This window comes from Nocardioides humi (genome assembly GCF_006494775.1).
GTDB classification, from domain to species: Bacteria; Actinomycetota; Actinomycetes; order Propionibacteriales; family Nocardioidaceae; genus Nocardioides; species Nocardioides humi.
The window spans coordinates 4,678,106-4,695,763 of the sequence record NZ_CP041146.1 but is presented as its reverse complement, the minus strand read 5'-3'; the positions used below and the strand labels follow the sequence as shown (position 1 = coordinate 4,695,763).

16 protein-coding genes and 1 pseudogene are annotated in these 17,658 nt (G+C 70.5%); 6 read left to right on the top strand and 11 right to left on the bottom strand.

What is annotated here, in order from left to right:
* Nucleotides 1–188: 188 nt before the first annotated feature.
* From FIV44_RS22660 to FIV44_RS22650, 3 genes are all read right to left on the bottom strand, one after another.
* On the bottom strand, nucleotides 189–440 hold the full coding sequence (locus FIV44_RS22660; RefSeq protein WP_141006416.1) for a helix-turn-helix transcriptional regulator: 252 nt from the start codon (nucleotides 438–440) through the stop codon (nucleotides 189–191).
* 945 nt (nucleotides 441–1,385) lie between these two features.
* Entirely contained in the window at nucleotides 1,386–2,351 is a 966-nt protein-coding gene (locus tag FIV44_RS22655) for a Fic/DOC family protein (protein WP_141006415.1), read from the bottom strand.
* A gap of 26 nt (nucleotides 2,352–2,377) precedes the next feature.
* The gene (locus tag FIV44_RS22650) at nucleotides 2,378–2,635 is read right to left on the bottom strand and encodes an antitoxin VbhA family protein (protein ID WP_141006414.1); all 258 of its coding nucleotides are present in this window, start codon (nucleotides 2,633–2,635) and stop codon (nucleotides 2,378–2,380) included.
* 279 nt (nucleotides 2,636–2,914) lie between these two features.
* Here FIV44_RS22650 and FIV44_RS30795 point away from each other — a divergent pair, with 279 nt between their 5' ends.
* Nucleotides 2,915–3,403 carry a hypothetical protein gene (locus tag FIV44_RS30795; RefSeq protein WP_181410770.1) on the top strand — a complete coding sequence of 163 codons (489 nt, stop codon included), beginning with the start codon at nucleotides 2,915–2,917 and terminating at the stop codon, nucleotides 3,401–3,403.
* 67 nt (nucleotides 3,404–3,470) lie between these two features.
* Here the strand turns inward: FIV44_RS30795 and mobF are convergent, their stop codons facing one another.
* The 3 genes and pseudogenes from mobF to FIV44_RS34185 all read right to left on the bottom strand — a co-directional run.
* Nucleotides 3,471–6,824: a MobF family relaxase gene (mobF, locus tag FIV44_RS22640; RefSeq protein WP_141006413.1), complete on the bottom strand. Its 3,354-nt coding sequence runs from the start codon at nucleotides 6,822–6,824 to the stop codon at nucleotides 3,471–3,473.
* Nucleotides 6,825–7,589: 765 nt separating this feature from the next.
* Nucleotides 7,590–8,069 carry a DUF5994 family protein gene (locus FIV44_RS22635; RefSeq protein WP_141006412.1) on the bottom strand — a complete coding sequence of 160 codons (480 nt, stop codon included), beginning with the start codon at nucleotides 8,067–8,069 and terminating at the stop codon, nucleotides 7,590–7,592.
* Between the two features lie 172 nt (nucleotides 8,070–8,241).
* Nucleotides 8,242–8,478, bottom strand: a pseudogene (locus tag FIV44_RS34185) (hypothetical protein); the annotation flags it as partial.
* 465 nt (nucleotides 8,479–8,943) lie between these two features.
* Here FIV44_RS34185 and FIV44_RS22630 point away from each other — a divergent pair.
* The 5 genes from FIV44_RS22630 to FIV44_RS22615 all read left to right on the top strand — a co-directional run bounded on the left by FIV44_RS22630 (nucleotide 8,944) and on the right by FIV44_RS22615 (nucleotide 13,609).
* Nucleotides 8,944–9,903, top strand: a complete 960-nt coding sequence (locus FIV44_RS22630; protein WP_181410769.1) for a helix-turn-helix domain-containing protein — start codon at nucleotides 8,944–8,946, stop codon at nucleotides 9,901–9,903.
* A 511-nt stretch (nucleotides 9,904–10,414) separates the two neighbouring features.
* A complete protein-coding gene (locus FIV44_RS22625; protein WP_181410768.1) occupies nucleotides 10,415–11,224 on the top strand; it encodes a glycosyltransferase family 4 protein in 810 nt (269 codons plus the stop codon).
* Nucleotides 11,221–11,355, top strand: a complete 135-nt coding sequence (locus FIV44_RS33355; protein ID WP_281285759.1) for a hypothetical protein — start codon at nucleotides 11,221–11,223, stop codon at nucleotides 11,353–11,355. Before FIV44_RS22625 ends, FIV44_RS33355 begins: the two co-directional genes overlap by 4 nt.
* 148 nt (nucleotides 11,356–11,503) lie before the next feature.
* Nucleotides 11,504–12,436 carry a fatty acid desaturase family protein gene (locus FIV44_RS22620; RefSeq protein ID WP_246086562.1) on the top strand — a complete coding sequence of 311 codons (933 nt, stop codon included), beginning with the start codon at nucleotides 11,504–11,506 and terminating at the stop codon, nucleotides 12,434–12,436.
* Between the two features lie 54 nt (nucleotides 12,437–12,490).
* Nucleotides 12,491–13,609 (top strand): ATP-dependent DNA ligase, encoded by a 1,119-nt coding sequence (locus tag FIV44_RS22615; RefSeq protein ID WP_181410767.1) that lies wholly within the window; start codon nucleotides 12,491–12,493, stop codon nucleotides 13,607–13,609.
* 6 nt (nucleotides 13,610–13,615) lie between these two features.
* Here the strand turns inward: FIV44_RS22615 and FIV44_RS30790 are convergent, their stop codons facing one another.
* The 5 genes from FIV44_RS30790 to FIV44_RS22595 all read right to left on the bottom strand — a co-directional run bounded on the left by FIV44_RS30790 (nucleotide 13,616) and on the right by FIV44_RS22595 (nucleotide 17,658).
* A complete protein-coding gene (locus tag FIV44_RS30790) occupies nucleotides 13,616–14,716 on the bottom strand; it encodes an NADase-type glycan-binding domain-containing protein (RefSeq protein WP_181410766.1) in 1,101 nt (366 codons plus the stop codon).
* Complete coding sequence (locus FIV44_RS22605) at nucleotides 14,713–15,309, bottom strand: phage tail protein (protein WP_219996141.1); 597 nt, start codon at nucleotides 15,307–15,309, stop codon at nucleotides 14,713–14,715. Before FIV44_RS22605 ends, FIV44_RS30790 begins: the two co-directional genes overlap by 4 nt.
* A complete protein-coding gene (locus tag FIV44_RS33350; protein WP_219996140.1) occupies nucleotides 15,302–15,835 on the bottom strand; it encodes a baseplate J/gp47 family protein in 534 nt (177 codons plus the stop codon). The genes FIV44_RS22605 and FIV44_RS33350 overlap by 8 nt, the downstream gene beginning before the upstream one ends.
* Before the next feature lie 5 nt (nucleotides 15,836–15,840).
* Complete coding sequence (locus tag FIV44_RS22600) at nucleotides 15,841–17,193, bottom strand: putative baseplate assembly protein (protein ID WP_219996545.1); 1,353 nt, start codon at nucleotides 17,191–17,193, stop codon at nucleotides 15,841–15,843.
* 84 nt (nucleotides 17,194–17,277) lie between these two features.
* Entirely contained in the window at nucleotides 17,278–17,658 is a 381-nt protein-coding gene (locus FIV44_RS22595; RefSeq protein ID WP_219996139.1) for a GPW/gp25 family protein, read from the bottom strand.

The window sequence follows — 17,658 nt, the reverse complement described above, 5'->3', positions numbered from 1 at the left end:
GCGCGCCATGCGGCGCACTTGGCCTTGAACCTGGCCAGCGCGGTCACAGCACGGGCGTCTTGCTCAGGCGTCAACGCCACCACCATGTCGGTTCGTGACGATGCCGACGACGGTGATGGTGGGGTGGGCTTGACGCGGGCGGACAACGCGGACCTCGTGAGTAGTCGTGCTCTTGGTCGTGGCCTGGGTCAGCGGGCGCGGCCCTGGCGGGTCTGGGCGTCGATCCAGGCCCACACGTCGGCGCGCCAGTAGCGCACGAAGCGTCCGATGCGGAAGCTGGCCGGCCCGGCGCCGAGGTGCCGCCAATACCTCAGTGTGGCCACCGGGACCCGGATCAGGGCGGCGACCTCGGAGATGGTCAACATCTCGTCGCCCTCACGATCCCGACCCGGAGCCCGGCCACCGGGCTCCTGCTGCCGTGGTTGGTGCTGCTCGTTCATGGCTTCCTCCTCCTGCTGGTGCTGCTGGTCTTGCTCCTGCTGGTTCTGCCCGTGTTGCCGGTCGGCTCGGCGGCCTGTGTGCGGCTCGCGTTCATGGTGGGGATCGGATGTCCCCCGATGCGTCCCCCCGCGACGCCCCTCCGGTAGGGGCGCGTCGGGGGGACGTCGTCCCAGTCCGGGTGTTTGTGCAGGTCAGGCGGCGTCCCCCCGAAAGTTCTCTGGTTTCCCTGGCTTCTCCAGGTTTTCTGGGCTCCATCGTGAGCAAGAGGGGTTACCGGATTGGTTCCCCCTGCCGCGCCCACGGCCGGTCCACGGCCGGAGGCGGGTGCCGATCCGGGAGGGGAACCCCCGCACCCGCGACGGAATCGGTGTCGATCCGGTGGGGGAACCCCCTGGGATCGGTGGTGGCAGGGGGTTCCCCCGAAAGTTGAAGAGAGTTCCGCAGAAGGCGCGCCGCAGGCCCGCGCGACGGGCTCAGTGAAGGGCCGGGCGAGGGGTTGTGGACGCGGTTGCACGCGCCTCGATGGGGTGCTCATGGCGTCACCGTGGACGACGCACCTCACCACGACGCTCACCATCAGGCTCACCACTCCCGGATTCTTTGGATGGTTCTTGCCAGGTAAGTACGCAGCGCTCACCACGGCGCTCACCACCGGGTTCACCGAGTCGCTGAGCCGGGGCCTCTCATGAGGCTGGGAGAGTTCGGGATCAGGGGTCGGGCGCGCCGTTGCCGGGGCGGGCCACCGGCCTGCCCTTGCCGCCTGTCCCCAGGCTCCACCGAGGCTCACGACTCAAGGGCGACCCGTCAGGGTCGTCGCGTAGCGACGCGAAGCGCCCTTGAATCGTGAGGGTGGAGCCGTAGGCGGCGCGGCCGACCCCGGTCACCTCGCGGAGCCGCTTTCCGGCTGCGGCTCGGCCTTGGTCGACGTGCGGTCGAGGCGGCGGTTAGAAGCCGATGCTGGGCGGCTCAGGACGCGAGGACGACGGCGGGGAGATCGGCTCGGACGGCCTCAGCCTGGGCGACTCGGGGTTGGACGATCCGGGGTTGGGTGGGCGGAGTCCTAGCCTGCCGGCGCGTCGCGTGGTGCGGCGTAGTCGCTCGGCTGCTGCGTCGAGGTCAATCTCGGGACCGTAGTCCACCTCGGCCGCCGCACCCGTCGCTGAGCTGGATGGGCCGGGCTCCCGGCTCGATGGGAGCGTTTGTCGATGGTCGATCGCTTGGCGCAGCTCCTGGTCGAGCACCTCGAACGTGCGGGGCGTGCTGGGGTTGAAGAACGTGCGGGCCGCGTCGTGGATGCGGTCGGCCAGCTCGGGGTCGGCCTCGACCTCGGTCAGAGGAATCAGGGCGGGGCGCAGCAGGGCGTCGAGACCGCGTTCGTCGCTGACCATCGACACGGTGCGGGCGTAGCCGAACAGGTAGGGGTCGATCTGGCTCCAGCCGATCACCCACCCGGCCTGACGGGCGAGCTGGTTGAAGAACACGTACTGGCTTCTGGTGTTGACGTCACGAAATGGGTGCAGGACCGTTGTCTCGCCCCACGCCCAGGCCAGACCGGCGGAGAAGGCGTCGGCGTCCAGTCCGCGCAGGTGATCGCGTTCGGCCAGAGCGGTGAAGATGCGCTCGGCCTCGGCGGGAATGAACTGCGGCCGACAGTGGGTGATCCCCGTTCCGCCCGGGCCGGTCTCGGTGACCCGCAGTTGCCCACCCCAGGCGTAGAAGCCGTCAACCAGATGGGCGTGGATCGCTTGAAGGTGGGCGAGGTCGAACCTGCCCGGGATCGGCGAGACCAGCAGCTCGGAGAGCCGGGCGACGACCAGAAGGGTCTCGGCGTCCTTCCACGCTGCACGGTCAGTGATGCCGGGAAGGTTCACCAGCACGTCGGTGCCGGGATAGGCGTAGTGGTCCGGCATCAGAACAAACTCTGCAAGAGAAGGTGTCAGCGCTGAGGCGGCATGATCGGGACGCCGTGGCGCTTCTCCAGGGCGGCGAACCCGATGCGAATGGCCTCGTCGGCGCTCATCTCGCCCGAGAGGACGGCACGCGATGCCTCGATTGCCTCGGGCGGGGGCTCCTCGCCGGCCATGCGGACGGCGGAGACGACCTCGATCATCTGCCGCTTCACGCGGGTCTCCTCGGCGGCAGCGTGAGCCGCCGTTGCCTGCACAGTTGCCTGTTCGGTCGTCTTGGTAGCCACCTACTGCTCCTTCCACCCAAAGCTGTCAATGCTTGGCCTGTCATCATCGAGCCTACCCCGCCGAGCACCGGCGACGGCTGAACCCGCCCGCCTGGGCGGTGGCGTCAGGCGCGGTTCAGGGACCGGGAGGTGAGGTGGATGCCTCGCTGAGCGAACGCGCGGGGACTCTCGCGCCGGGCCTCGGCACGCCATGCGCTCGGCACGTCGGGATACCAGCCCTCGGCGACGCGCGGGGTCCAGTGCCCAGGCCGGGACCTGCCAGCCGTCGCGCTCGGCCAGATGATCGGCCAGCGCGGCGGACGCGGCATCGAGCTCGACCGACCCGGTAGAGGCGGGCTCGTCAGTGAAGACCTGCGCCGCCAAGACGGCTCCGCCGCGCCGCAGGGTGGAGGTGTAGTCATCGAGGGTCTGCAAGATCCCGAAGCGCCAGCAGCCATTCAGCGACTCACCTTCGGCCAGCAGCTCGGCACAGCCGGGCGCGTTTCCGGCGGCGGTGTGCAGCACGCCAACGTCACTGGTCGGATCGTGGGGCGGCTGTGCCAGGGCATGCTGCAACAGCTCGCCGATCGGCAGCACCTCGCCCTGGAATCGACCCCCGAATGGACCCTGGGATGGGCCTTGCGACACCACAACAACCTCCTCGCGGTGGTGTGTGTTTGGTGGTGTCGAATCGACACCACCGAGGCGTCCCCGGAGCGGGCCGGGCTCAGAGCCGGAGCGGACGTCCGTGGAGATGTCTGGGGCCGTGCGCAGACGGAGATGCCATGACTTCATGGTAGCCCTCGCATAGCCGCATCGGCCCGCGTCGTGCAGCCCGCGTCGTGCAGATGGCGGCTCATCGGCCGATGCCGCCCCGTCCACGCTCCGGCCCGCGATCGGACGCTGGACTGTAGGGGGTTGGTTCGCCGAGCCGGTGGCGACGAGTCGCTTCGGTCGCTTGGGCGGCCTGCTGTTGAGCGAGGACGGCGGCCTGGAGGGCGTTCTGTTCACCGCTCCACCTGTTCATCTCCTGCTGGAGCCCGTCGCGCCCCAGCGCCGCGAGTGCGGGCTCGCGGGCGATGGTGCGGGCTTTGGTCTTGGCTGCGGCCAGGCGGGTCTTGTAGCCGGCGATCTCACCTGTGATCTGGTCGAGGTTTTCGTCGTGGCTGGGCTCGCCGGGCAGAACGACGTCGGCGCCGTAGGCGAGGGCCAGGGAGCGGCGTTGTTCGGCGCGGCGGATCGCGGTGTGGAGCTGGCGCTGCTGCTTCCATGCGGCGTGCAGGTCGGCCAGCGCCTCGTCCAAGAGTCGGGGTGGGGCGACCTGGATGCCGTAACGGTCCACGTCCTCCGCAGCCCGGGCGGCGGCGTGGGTGGGGCCGAGGTCGGCCCGGTCACGGCCGAACGCCTCGACCCACAACCGCCGGGCGTCGGTCATGGTCTCGGCGATGATGTGGGCGGTGTTGCCGTGCCTACCGCGGGTCATGGCGACGTAGGCCGACGCCGCACCCGTGTGCTCACCCATCGCCAGATGCCCGGCGTCCACGGTGTCGCCCTGGGCGCCGTAGACGGTGGCGGCGTAGGCCAGCTCGACGCTCGTGCGCACATAGTCGGCCGGCAGCGCGCGGGCACCGTGCTTCGGGTCGGCCCCTCGCTTGGGCTGGTGGGGGCTGGTGGACACGACCTGGAGACCGCCATCGTCGGTGAGCCCGGTGACCCTCCAGGTGTCGCGGTTGGCGACGCCGAGGTCGTAGTCGTTGGCGCGGGTGGCGATCTTGTCCCCGACCCCGATCCGCTCCCCGGCGTCGGTGATCGCCACCCGACCATCATCCACAGTGCCGGTGGCCAGGTGGTGGTCACGGGTCGCGGCCGAGAGGTCGGCAACCTGCTCACGGGTGTCAGCGATCACCAACGCACCCTCAGTCGCCTCGGCTGCGAGGGTCCGGGTGCGGTCAACCTCAGTCTCGTGGAGGACGATCTGGCCGCGTGCGGCCAGCAGGTCGAACACCTCACCCGCCACCCCACCACCACTCTCACCAACGTTGCCGGTGTCGCCTGCCGCGCGGATGGTGGCGAGTTCGTGGCGCAGATGCTCGGGGAGCCTCTCACCGGTGCGCATGGAGAGGGTGATCGCGGCGTAGTCGGGATCACTGAACCGGCGCACGGTGTCCAGCGTCAGGACCGCTTCGGGGTCGGCCCACCGCGCCGCGAGGTCGAGCACCCCGCCGCGTCCCACGGCTGGTAGCTGATACCTGTCCCCAACCAAGGCGAGCCGGGCGCCGGCCTCATCAGCGATGGTGAGCAGGGCACGAGCGGTGTCCTGGTCGAGCATCCCGGCCTCGTCGACCAACAGCACGTCGCCGGGCTGGAGGACCGCCTCGGGCCGGGGGTGGACGTGCTCGGGCGGTAGGCGGAACCACTTGCCGTCCTCGTCCCACCGGTAGCCGTGCTGGACGGCCAGCCACGCCCCCGAGAAGGCTCGGGCCTCGCCGCCACCCTGCCCATCCTGTCCGGCGCTGGGCGTTGAGCCAGGCTCGGGGTCGGGGTGGTTGTTGAGTTCGCGGGCGGCGACCTGGGCGGCCTTCAACGTCGGGGTCACGACCACCAGCCGGCGCCCGTCAGCGGCGATCGCTGCCGAGGCCGCCGCGAGGGTGGTGGTCTTCCCGGCACCGGCCGCGCCTTCGACCACAACCAGCCGCCGCTCTCCGGCGATGGTGGCCGCGACCCGGGCCTGGGCCGGGTCCAACCCGGCCGCCTGCTCCCGGGTGAGCCGCGCCGCCCGCATACCCGTCGTGCTCGGTGCGGGCGTGCGCGTTGCAGACGCGACTCCTGCCCGCGTGCCTGTTGCACGCCAGTTGCTGCGCGTCGGGCCAGCGTCGCGTGTGCGCGCACCTGGGGTTGCGCTGCTGCGTGCCGCGAGCCGGCCGGTGATATCGGCCTCCACCGCGAGCACCTGGCGCGAGGACCACGCGCGCACATGCTCCGGTGTCCCGTCGCCGGTGAGCAGGGGCACGCTGGCCGCGAGGGTGCGGGCGGTCAGGTCTTCGGCCAACTCGAGCCGCATCTGCTTGTCGGTGACGATGTTGTGCCTGGCGATGAGCCGTTCGGCCTCGCCCCGGATGTCGGCGTGGTTCCACGCCGAGCGCTTCGCACCCAGCCGGGTCAGGATCACCGCGACCGCCTCCTCCCGGTCCAGCTCCCCGGGCCGGGTAGCGACCGCCTCGACAGCGGTCAGCAGCGTCGGCTCAGGGTCGTGGTAGCCGAGCGTGCGCAGCTCGGTGACCCATCGGTCGGTCAACTCGGCACCGTCGGCCTGGATGATCTTGTCGGGCCGGGCCCGTGCCCACGCGCGTGCGTCCCACGAGCGGTAGAGCTGCGGGCCGGGCTCCTGCCCGGGGTGAGCGGCACGCCACTCGGCCTCATAGGTCTCCACATTCGCCGCGATCTGGCGTGCGCGGGCACTGAACGGACCCACGAACTCGGTCAGCTCCTTCACTTCTCCGGTGTCGGGGTCGAGGGTCATGCCGTGTGTGGCGAGCGCGCGACGGAAGGCGGGGTTGGTCATCATCGCGGCGTGCCCGATGCCGTTGATGGCGTCGATGGAGTCGCGCACGCCGACGGTGTGCAGGCCGCGCCACTTCCCGGCCGCGAACACCCGCGCGTTGACCTGCAAGTGCAGGTGTCGATGCGGGTCCCCGGCGCGCGAGGTGTAGTGCCGCACCGTGACGGCCTCGATCCGCTCCACCGGGACCTGCACTTGCCGCCCGCGCGGCCCGACGCGCGTGGTTGCGTGTTCGGCCAGCCAGCCGATGATCTCCGACGCTGCTGCGTCTTGGGCTGCGTCGTAGGCATCGGCGATGTCTGGATGCAGCGCCGCCGCCAGCGACCACGACTTCGGGCCGTTCACAGTGACCTCGACGAACCGCACGCCCTGCTCGTCGGCGCGCAACCGGCCACGCGCGACGCCGGTGTCGGGGTCCAGGCCCGCGACCCAGGTCTCGTAGGCGTCCCCATCCAGCGTTGCGAGCTGTGTGACTGTGCCCTCGCCGGTCGGGTTGCGGGTTGCGACGAACCTGTCCGCCAGGCCGGTGCCTTCGGCCAGGTAGTAGTCGTCCGCCCGCCCCCGTCGACTGTGACCGGCCGCGTGGCCGTGTCCGTGGTCGGCCTCGACGTAGTGCCGGGCCGCCGCCGCGTTCCCGCGGTAGACCTTCACCCCACCCTGCACGACTCCATCACCACCAACCACCACCAACGACGTTCAACAACAGGCCCGAAAATGACGCTCGGCCCGCCCCATCGGGGCGGACCGCTCACCTACGTTCGTAGCATGCGTGCCGACGATATGGAAGACGCGAGAAGACGTCAGAAACGGCTCTGTTGAGGCAGATTCTCCCTGTCAGAGAGGCTCAACGAGAGTCAACGACGATCAGGGACTGGTAGTTGGGTTGAATGGTTGGCCTTACTGGAGGTGGCGCCGCGAGTACATCCGAAGCCCACACCCGCGCTGAAGCATCGCGCGTGGGGGAAGACGGGAGGCGTGGCAGGCACCTGCGTCGCCCACCTGAGACCAAGGCCAGAAAGAACCTTGGGGAGCCATCGTTCGATTTCGAGCACCAGCTGGCAGTCATGGAGTTTCAGCTGCAATCGAAGTGGCTGACAAGCCCACCGCCGCTTCAACGTCTCAGCCACAGGCTCGACGCCTTCATCTTCGAACGGCCGGGGTGATCTCGGCAGATACGCGAGCTCAGTGGGTGCTGGCCCAGCAGTCCGTGCAGCGGTTCAGGCTGGTCTTCACGCCACCTCAGGTCGACTTCACGCCACAAGGTCTGTGGGATCGGCCCCTTGGCGTCGAGTCCGAAGCAGAGGCGAAAGCTTGGGGCTACCGCTATGACTGCGCGAATCCACGAGAAGCAATGCAGGACGACCGCTTCAGGCCGCCGCCTGGGAGTCTTGTCCCTCCTGGGGCCGGGCAGCGACGTCAGCCGCTGGTCGGGGTGGTCCGGAAGGAGGGTGCGGGTGCGTCTACGTCCCACCACGAGCCACCGTCATCCTTCCAGTGGCCAGCAGGATCGACGTCCGGATGCTCAGTGACGAGCTCCAGCACCTCGGACGCCGGGTGCGTGTTGCCGGGCGTCGCGGCGGCGAGAAGAGCCTCGGCTCCCTGGTCGTCGGTGAACCCTGGGGGCACGACGAGCACGTGCAGCACGGTGCGGTCGGAGGTCTTCAGCTCGATGACGTGGGTGTCGTCGCGTGGGAAGGAGCCGACCTTGACGTAGCCGGTGGCGACGGGGATGCGCCGGGGAGCCGGGTCCCAGTCCGGTGGCGAGAACAGGGCCCTCACGACGCGGCCGTGCTCGGCGGGGAAGTGGTCGACGAGATCGGCCAGTTCGATCGCGAGGTCGCGGCTCTGAGGCCACCAGGCCCCGTCCAGCTGATCGACCCCCATCGTCCGGCCCATGCGCAGACGCAACGGTCGGCGGTGGGGAGCACCGGTAAGAGATGTGGTGACGGGTGTGGATGTGCTGGGCGTCGTCATGACGGCCACCTCTCGACCGGTCCGGGTGTCCGGCTGGAGGCCCTCGGGGCGACCGGTCACCCTCGACGCTACCTCGCGGACCTGACGACCCCAGTCAGCCTGCGGGGCCGTCGGGCCAGACGGTCCGGATCCGCAGCACCTCGGAGGTGTGCAGACGCACCAGCACGACTGCGCGGCCTCCAGGCAGAAGACCGACCTTGACCCGACCGTGCCGGCTGAAGACCTCGGTCGCTACGTCACTCCAGTCGCCGGGTGCGTAGGCCAGCGGGTCGATCCGCCCACGGCAGGCGGGGAACTCGTCGATCAGGTGCGCTCCCTCTCGGGTCAGGTCGTGCCCGTAGGGGAGTCAGATCCCGTCGGCGAGCGCGAGGCGCCGCAGGTCGCTCAACTGGAGTCGCAGCAGGCCGAGAGCGTCGGGATGCCTGTGCGGATAGTGGGACTTCGGAGCACCCATAGACGCCGCCTCTCTTGCGTCCGCCACCACACCGGCTGTGTCCGCGGGCTGTCCCGTAGTCCACCGCACGCCGGGCGAGATGACCTCGACCCCAGCAGCGACAGGTCACCAACTCTCTGATGATGTCCGCGCTCGGGACCATCATGGCGTCCGCCAGTCGAGCCGATCTTGACCCACTCGTCTCGACCCGGCTCCTTCTAGGCCTTAGAGATCACGGGTTGGGGTGACACCCGGTGTGCCTGCGTGTAGGTGTGGGCCACGGAAGACAGTCTCTGGATTGCTGAGATCTAGAGAACAGGAAGTCATTCCGTGACCCACGAGGACATTGTCTACGACAGGCGGGTGCGTGTGATCGAGCACGCCGCCCGGATCAACAACGTGAGCGAGGCGTGCCGGATCTTCGGTGTCTCGCGCAAGACCTACTACGAGTGGATCAAGAAGGCCGAGCAGTACGGCCTGTCCGCGCTGCTGCCACGCGATCGCCGCACGCCGCACCAGCCAAACGCGATGTCATCTGAGGAGGTCGCGGTGATCGTGTCCGAGGCGATCGCCAGGCCAACCCTGGGACCGAAGTCGTTGCTGCGCCACCTCAAGAAGCGGGGCGTGGACCGCTCGGCGTCCGGGGTCGCGAAGGTTCTGCGTCGTCACAACCTGGGCACCGCTAAGCAGCGGGTGATCGCGTTGGCGTCGCTCACCGCGACCGCGACTGGTCAACTCATCCAGGCCGCACTCGAGGGCCCGTTCGGGTTCTGTCAGTACGCCTCCCGCCCAGGTCAGGTGGTGGCCTTGGATGCGTTCTACGTCGGCCGGCTCAAGGGCGTCGGCGCGGTGTGGCAGCTGACCGCGGTCGACATCGCGACCCGCATCGCGGTCGTCCAGCTCGTCGTGGGCGACAAGACAGCTGCGGTCGCCGCGAAGCTGTTGGACCATCTGAAGAAGGCGCTGCGCAGGCACGGCATCACCCTCGAGGGCGTGCTGACCGACAACGGCCCGGAGTTCGTGGGCAGGGCCTTCCAGGCCCGCGTCGGGGAGCTCGGGCTGCACCACCACCGGATCCCACCAAGGTCACCGAACCACAACGCGGTGTGCGAACGCTTCCACGGCACCGTGCTCGACGAGTTCTACCGACCCCACTTCCATCGCGGCAGGGTCGAGGACATCGCGCTGCTCGACAGGTCGCTGCAGGCCTGGGTTCGTGACTACAACGAGGAGCGGCCGAACAACGGGGACTACATGCGTGGTCGGACCCCACGCCAGGTCAAGAAGGACCTCCGAGGCCGGACCCGGCAGACTGCAGCCTGACAACAACCAGGCGATCCCAGAGACGCCTACCTGTCACCCCGACCCGTGAGCCGCAAGTTCTAGGCGGGCAGGCTAGTGTGGGAGGAAGGACTGCGAGTCCACGGGCCGATGAGCGTGAGGATCACGACGACGAAGCCCGTGACAGCAGCGAGCCGAGGCGGTCGTGAGATGCACTCACACCCAGCACGATCTCATTGATCTCTTTCGTGTGGTCTCCGGGCGAGACTCTGCCGGCCGGCACAGGCGGCTCGGAGAACTATACGGTCGGTCAGGTTCGCGAACTCAACCGGCGTGGAGTCGACGCGCAGGTCGTCACAGTCGGCCTGGGCAGCGCGGACGGTCGTGACGGCTTCCCCGGCATCCCCTTCCTCGCACTGGCGAGGGCCGCCGATGTTGGCCGGCTCGACGGGACCGTCGTCTTCGTCTCGGAGTTCCCGCACGTAGCGACTGTCAACCCCCTTTCCAAATGCTGCATGTGCCGCCGCCGAGCCTTCGAGGCCCACGGGAGGAGATGCGCTCGCAGACCCGTGACCGCACCCCGATCGCAACGAGCCGGTTCGCCGCAGCCCTCTGGGCGAGGTTCCTCGATGTCGATATCGAGACGATCGCGGTGGTCTACCCGTTCGCCGAGACAGCATTCGGCACGCACCCGCGAGCTGGACGCCGACCAGCACGCGTACGCGTGCTGTACGCCGGCCGCCTGAGCCCCGAGAAGGGGATCTACACGCTCCTGTCCACGCTGCACCACGAGCTGATCACCGAGCTCGCCGACGACGGCATCCACCTCACGTTCACGGTGACCACAGCAGGGGCAGAGAAGCCGCAAGGGCGCATCATCCACCGCATGCTGGCGACCCACTCCGGCATCAGCCTGGTCACAGCGGCCCTCTCCCCGACCGCGATGGCGGCGCTCATGACCGACCACGACATCGTGGTCATGCCGTCGAACAGCCAGTACTGGCATGAGACGTTCGGCATCGTCTCGATCGAGGCACAGCACGCGGGCTGCCGTGTCGTCGCCTCCGACGACGGCGGACTGCCCGAGACCGACTGCGGCGCCATCACCTTCATACGACCCGACGACGCTGCAGCACTCGCCGAAGGCATCCGCCAGGCGATCGCGCTCGGCCCCGTCCCGCCGGGACAGCGCGACCGCGCGACAGCCCGATTCACCATCGAACAGTCCGTCGACCAGCTGCTGGCCGTCCTCGACCGCCCCCATCAGCCGACCCCCGCCGAGATCATCGAGGAGCTCGAGACCCTCGGCAGGCTGCCATCCCCCATGCCGCCGCTATCCAGCCGCCCCAGGAGCACCGCATGAACGACAAGTCACCACGACAGCAGCTGTCCAAGAAGTCCAGCAAGTCGTTGAAGCAGAAGCGCGCCGACAAGCGCGCCGACGCGGCCAACGCCCCGCGGGAAACCCCGCGCCGAAAACGACTGAAGGGATGAACGAGATGCCCTCCGTATCGGCAGCTGTTCGCCCCCGCCCACGGACCTCCACACGAGCCGATACACAGACCTCGCCTCGGCCATCCGCCAATCGGGACTGCTGGAGCGCCGCTACATCTTCTACTGGACCCAGATCGCCTACGCAGTGGTGGCCTTCACAGCGATCTGGGTCGGCTTCTTTTTTCTGGGCGACTCCTGGCTCCAGCTCCTGCTGGCCGCTGCACTGGGAGTCGTCGTGACCCAGTTCGGCTTCCTCGGCCACGACGCGGCGCACCGACAGATCTTCCGGTCCCCCGCCTGGAACGCCTGGAGCGCCCGCATCCTGGCCGGCGCCTTCGCCGGCCTCAGCTACACGTGGTGGCGAGCCAAGCACAACAAGCACCACCAAGCACCCAACCAGGAAGGCATCGACCCCGACATCGGCCCCGGGGCGATCGCATTCACGCCCGACATCGTCGCCAGCCGCACCGGCCTCGCCGGCTGGTTCGCCCGCCATCAGGGATGGCTCTTCTTCCCGCTGCTCACCTTGGAAGGAGTCAACCTGCACGTGCAGAGCGTCAAGGCAGGACTGGACCGAACAAGCTCGGCTCCCTGGCGACGCCTCGAACTGGTCCTGGTCCTCGCCCGGCTGGCCACCTACGTCGCGGTCCTCGTCGCCTTCTTGCCGCTCGGGATCGCTGCCGCGTTCCTGGCGATCCAACTGGCCGTGTTCGGTGTCTGTCTCGGGGCGGCCTTCGCGCCCGCGCACAAGGGCATGCCGATCGTGCCGGCGACGATGAAGCTGGACTTCCTACGCCGCCAGGTCATGGTCTCCCGGAACATCCGCGGCAACCCCGTCACCGACTTCCTCATGGGCGGCCTGAACTACCAGATCGAGCACCACCTCTTCCCGAGCATGCCGCGATGCAACCTGAAGAAGGCACGATCATTGGTTCGGTCCCACTGTGAGCGCACAGGAATCGACTACATGGAGGTCGGCCTCTTCCACTCCTACGGCATCGTTGTCGACTACCTCAATCACGTCGGCCTGCGTGCACGTGACCCCTTCGACTGCCCCCTGGCCGCCCAACTACGCGGCTGAACGACCGTCTTTGCGCAGACCTGCCACCGGCCCAGTCCGATCTATGGTGATCTCGTGGACCTGCCAGTGATGCCGCCCATCCGCCCGATGCTGGCGAAGACCACCACCTTGGACAACGCACTCGCAATGCTCCCTTACGTACAACTAGAACCCAAGTGGGACGGGTTCCGCTGCATCGTGTTCCGCGACGGCGACGAGGTGGAGCTGGCGAGTCGCAACACCAAGCCGCTGACGCGGTACTTCCCGGAGCTGGTGGAGGCGATGCGGGCCGAGCTGCCGGAGCGGTGCGTGCTCGACGGGGAGATCTTCGTGGCGCTGGAGGGGCAGGACGGGAAGGGGCGGCTGCAGTTCGAGGTGCTGCAGGAGCGGATCCATCCGGCGGCGTCGCGGATCGAGATGCTGGCCGAGCAGACGCCGGCGGACTTCGTGGCGTTCGACCTGCTGGCGCTGGGCGACGAGTCGTATGTCGACCGGGCGTTCTCGGAGCGGCGGGCGGCCCTGGAGCAGGCGCTCGGGCATCTGGCGGCGGATCCGCTGGAGCGCCAGGGCCGCTGCCATCTGACCCGGACGAGCACCGATCCGGCGGTGGCCGAGGAGTGGTTCCACCAGTTCGAGGGGGCAGGCCTGGACGGGGTGGTGGCGAAGCCGCTGAGCGCGCCGTACGCGCCGAACGCCCGGACCATGCTGAAGATCAAGCACGAGCGGACCGCGGACGTGGTGCTGGCGGGCTACCGCGAGCACAAGACGAGCACGCCGGAGGAGCCACTGATCGGGAGCCTGCTTCTGGGGCTGTACCAGGACGGCGAGCTCCAGCACATCGGGGTCAGCGCCAGCTTCACCGCGCAGCGCCGGGCCGAGCTGTGGCAGGAGCTGCAGCCGCTCGTCGTCCCCATCGACGAGCACCCGTGGGGCCGCTGGCAGGAGTTCCTGGTCGCCAACCCGGGGCGCCAGCCGGGGACGCAGAGCCGGTGGAGCCAGGGCAAGGACCTGTCCTTCACGCCGCTGCGACCCGAGCGCGTCCTCGAGGTCAAGTACGACGCCATGGAGGGCCGCCGCTTCCGGCACACCGCCCACTTCAAGCGGTGGCGCGAGGACCGCGACCCGGAGTCGTGCGGGTACGAGCAGCTCGAGCAGCCGGCGAAGTACGACCTCGCCGACGTGCTCGGCGGCTGACCGCGCTCACTTGCGGGCGTAGAACTCCACCTCCGCGACGGCGGTCCGGCTGTCGGGCGCGCTGCCGGGATAGGCCCGGCGGATCTCGAAGGTCACCTCGACGACGTCGCTGACGCCGAGGCCGAGCCGTGCGGGACCGATCTCGTCCTCCAGCTCCAGCCGCTTGACCTCGACGGTCCCGTCGCCGCGGCGCACCACCGCGTTGAGCTCGGCGGGACGGCCCTGGGTGAGGAAGAGCTCCTCGTCCTCGCCGGAGATGCCCGGCGTGATGAGCACGTAGACCAGCCGCACCGGCTCGGCGAACTCGGCGGTCAGCCGCTCGCCGCGCCCGTCCCCGGCCTTCGCGGGCGCCCAGTAGCGGTTCGACGTGCCGTCCCGGGCGAACCGCGCCTCGTGCCCGTCCTGGTGGCTGCTCGCGCTCAGCCCCGTCGGGTTCACCTGCTCCACCCCGCCGACCCGGTCACGGACCGTCTCGTAGCCGTCGGAGAGGAGCCCGCGGACGGCGTAGCCGCCGATGCCGAGGATCGCGAGTACGCCGACCAGGCCGACCAGCCGGGCCGGCACCCGCAGCCGCGGCCGGGTCCGCGCGCGCGGGCGGGCGCCGGCGGCGCGCGGGCGGCGTCTCGCCCAGGCGCGCAGACGGCGCCACCAGCCGAGCCGGGCGACCTGGGCGTCGACCAGGTCGTGGCCGCAGCGGCGGCAGAACTTGCGGGTCGGCTTGTTGCCGATGCCGCAGTCGCCGCAGACCAGGTCACCGTGGTTGATCGGGTCGTCGGCGGGCGGCCGCGGCCGTCGCGGCTTCGGTGCCGGCGCGCCCGGGCGGGTCGGCGCGGGCTGCTGCGGCCGGACCGCGCCGTCGGAGACGGGTACGACGAGCGCGCGCGCCGCGGGCGGTGGCGGCGGGGGCGGCTGCCAGGTGGCGTCGGGTGGCGGAGGAGGGGGCGGAGGAGCCGGCGGCCCCGCGACCGGCTCGACCACCGGCTCGGCGACGGGCTCGACCACCGGCTCCCCCGGCTCGCCCGACCAGTCGACGTACGCCCCGCACTCCCCGCAGAACCGCTCCCCCTCCTCGAGGGCCACGGAGCAGTCGGGGCAGGCCCGGCTCACGACGCACCGCCGGCGCCGGGAAGGCCGACGACCTCGTACCGGTGCGCCACGTGCGCGGGGCACACCGCCTCCAGCAGCGCCTCGACCCGGCGTACGTCGACCTCGTCGGGGTCCGTGACCGCGATCCGCACCGCCACGGCGGGCGGCTCGGGGTCGGCGGCCGTCGCGCCACCGGGCCGCTGCGACCACTCGCACGACCCGGAGTCGCCGACGGTCACCTCGGCCGCGCCGAGCGCCTGGGTCAGTGCGGCGACGATCCCGCCGATCGTGCCGCGCCGGCGGTGCAGGAGGGCGGCGTCGGCGATGATCCGGCGGCGGACCGGCGAGGACCAGGCGTCGTCGAGCTCGACGCCGACCCAGCCCGCGAGCAGCTCGACGAAGTCGTCGGGAGCCAGCCACGGGTCGAAGTACGCCGCCAGCGAGTCCAGCGTGGCGTGCACCGGCGCGTAGGCGTCGTCGAAGGCGGACACGAAGCGGACCATCAGGTCGTCGTCCTGCAGCACCCCCGGCAGGCGCGTCGCGACGGGCGCGGGGCTGAGCAGCCCCGGCACCAGCCCCCGCCGGCTCGGCGTCCCCGCGTCCCGGTCAGCCACCGCGCACCACCCGCACCCGGTGGTCGAAGGAGAACGCCAGCGCGAACCGGTCCAGGTCGATGCGCTGGACCGGCTCGCCGCGCTTGCCGGTGATCGGGTCGGCGCCGAAGATCAGCACCTCCTCGACCAGCTCGGTGCCGGGCAGCTGCTGCAGGACGGCGTACACCTCCCCGGCCTGGACCGGTCGTCCGAACGGCCAGCCGGTGCCGTCGACGCCGCCGGTGAGGGGGTCGAAGTAGCGGTTGAGCGCGATCCGGGCGGCCAGCTCGAGCTGCTCGGACGAGGTCCGCGGCCGCGCGACCAGCGTCGTCACGACGGTCACCCCCTGGTAGAACGGCGGCTCCACGACCACCCGCGCGCCGACCGTGCGGCGCTCGTCGATGAACCCGGTGACCGCCTGCAGGGTCTCCGTCGTCGGCACCAGGTCCTCGAACCGGAGCCGGCCCTCGGCGTCGGCCGAGGCGGCGGGTACGACGAGCACGCGCACCGTGCCGTCGGCCGCGGCCCCGCCGCTCCCGGCGGGCATGGCCTTCACCCGGGCGATCTGGGGGCGGCGACACGAGCGAGCTGCTCGTAGTCCTCGCAGGTGACGGCCCGGTCGCGGGTGCGCAGCGCGAGCGGCCCGCGCAGCTTGGCCTCCTCGACGGTCTCCGGCGCCACCCCGCCGACCGCCGCGCGCCGGTTCTCGACCCGGTCGACGCCGGGCACGGTGGTCCGCAGGATCCGGATCGCGCCGGCGGCGACGTTGCCGGCAGGACCGCCGCCGATCCGGTAGGCGAGGACCCGCAGCGGCGCGCCCTTGGGCGGCACCGCGCCGTACTGCCGCAGCGAGCCGTCGGCCTCCCGCACCGCCGGGCCGAGCTGCACCTCGCCGGTCGCGCGGTCCAGACGCACCACGCGGGCGTCGGCGTCGCAGTCGGCGAAGGTCGCGACCTCGTGCCAGGTGTCCCACCCGGATCCGGCCGCGACCTCGACCACGAACGGCTCGCCGTCGGAGACGACCGGCCCCCGGGTGAGCGTGAAGACCTGCCCCGGCACGCCCTCCGACAGCCCGAGCACCTCGTCGGTCACCGTCTCCGCGTGGATCGCGGTGACCGTCCCGCCGATCGTGTACGCCGACGCCTCGGTGACCGTCGGAGTGGCGCTGTAGAACGGGTAGCCCTCGGCGGGCGCCACCACCCGGCACCGCAGCCACCCGGCGCGGACCTGCGCCACGACCGACGGCACGTGCGTCGGGGGGACGTGCACGACGACGTCGCCGGGCCGGTTCAGCCCGCCGGTGGTGTCGTGGTCGACGTCGCAGCCGGTCCACCCGGTGCCGGTCCACGCCTCCCAGACCAGCGGCGGCCGGGTCGGGTCCACGCCGACGCCCTGCAGGTGCGCGGTGAACCGCAGCCCGATGGCGCACGAGGGCGCGGCGTCGTCGATGCCGAGGTAGAGGGCGTCGTCGTACGCCGGCTGCTCGCTGAAGCACGGGAACTCCGTGCCGAGGCTGAGCTCGTCGTCGCGACGCTCCGGCTCGCCGCCGACGGGGTGGGTGACCACGTGGGCGAGGCGGCGCGGCGGGAGGGTGAGCGCCGTCGTCGTGGCGAAGACGACGGCGCTCTCCTGGGCGGTGCGCACCGTGGCCACCTCGGCGCCGGCGGGGAGGACGATCGGCTCCTTGGCGGCCGCGCCCAGCCAGGCGGTGACGTCGACGCGCGCCGGCGTCGGCGGGTAGAGGGTGACCCCGAGCAGGTCGAGGAAGGTGACGTAGAGCCGGTCCGGCACCCGGTTGAGCCGGTAGAGCAGCTCGTCGGTGATGAACGCGAAGGTCTCGATCAGCGTCACGCCGGGATCGGACACGTTGTGGTCGGTCCACTCCGGGCAGCGCTGCTGGACCAGCCGCTTCGCGTCGTCGACGAGATCCTGGAAGCGGCGGTCGTCGAGGTGGGGGCGGGCAGGGTCATGCGTTCTCCTCGGCCGGGATCACGTAGAACGGGAAGACGAGGTTGCGGGGTCGTTGACGCCGCGCAGCGAGTAGCCGATGTCGACGTAGAGCACCCCGCGGTCGACGGCGTCGAACCGGACGACGACGTCGCCCAGCTCGATCCGCGGCTCCCAGCGGTTGAGCGCCACCCGGACGGCGTACGCGATGTCGCCGGCGGTGGCGGCGTCGGCCGGGGCGAAGACGAAGTCGTGGACGGCGCACCCGAACTCGGGCCGCATCGGCCGCTCCCCCGGCGCCGTCATCAGGATCAGCCGGATGCTCTCCTCGATCTCCTCGGCGCCGTTGACCAGTGCCACCCGGCCGGTGGCGTCGGTGCGCAGGGGGAAGGACCAGCCGGCCCCGACGAACTCCGCGCCCAT

Excerpts from the sequence above, each read along its gene's own strand:
- FIV44_RS22660 (WP_141006416.1), bottom strand. The coding sequence starts at position 440 with ATGAACGAGCAGCACCAACCACGGCAGCAGGAGCCCGGTGGCCGGGCT.
- FIV44_RS30795 (WP_181410770.1), top strand. The coding sequence starts at position 2,915 with ATGATCGGCCAGCGCGGCGGACGCGGCATCGAGCTCGACCGACCCGGT.
- FIV44_RS22635 (WP_141006412.1), bottom strand. The coding sequence starts at position 8,069 with ATGGGCCGGACGATGGGGGTCGATCAGCTGGACGGGGCCTGGTGGCCT.
- FIV44_RS33350 (WP_219996140.1), bottom strand. The coding sequence starts at position 15,835 with ATGCCCGCCGGGAGCGGCGGGGCCGCGGCCGACGGCACGGTGCGCGTG.
- FIV44_RS22655 (WP_141006415.1), bottom strand. The coding sequence starts at position 2,351 with ATGCCGGACCACTACGCCTATCCCGGCACCGACGTGCTGGTGAACCTT.
- FIV44_RS22595 (WP_219996139.1), bottom strand. The coding sequence starts at position 17,658 with ATGGGCGCGGAGTTCGTCGGGGCCGGCTGGTCCTTCCCCCTGCGCACC.
- FIV44_RS33355 (WP_281285759.1), top strand. The coding sequence starts at position 11,221 with ATGAACGACAAGTCACCACGACAGCAGCTGTCCAAGAAGTCCAGCAAG.
- FIV44_RS22625 (WP_181410768.1), top strand. The coding sequence starts at position 10,415 with ATGCGCTCGCAGACCCGTGACCGCACCCCGATCGCAACGAGCCGGTTC.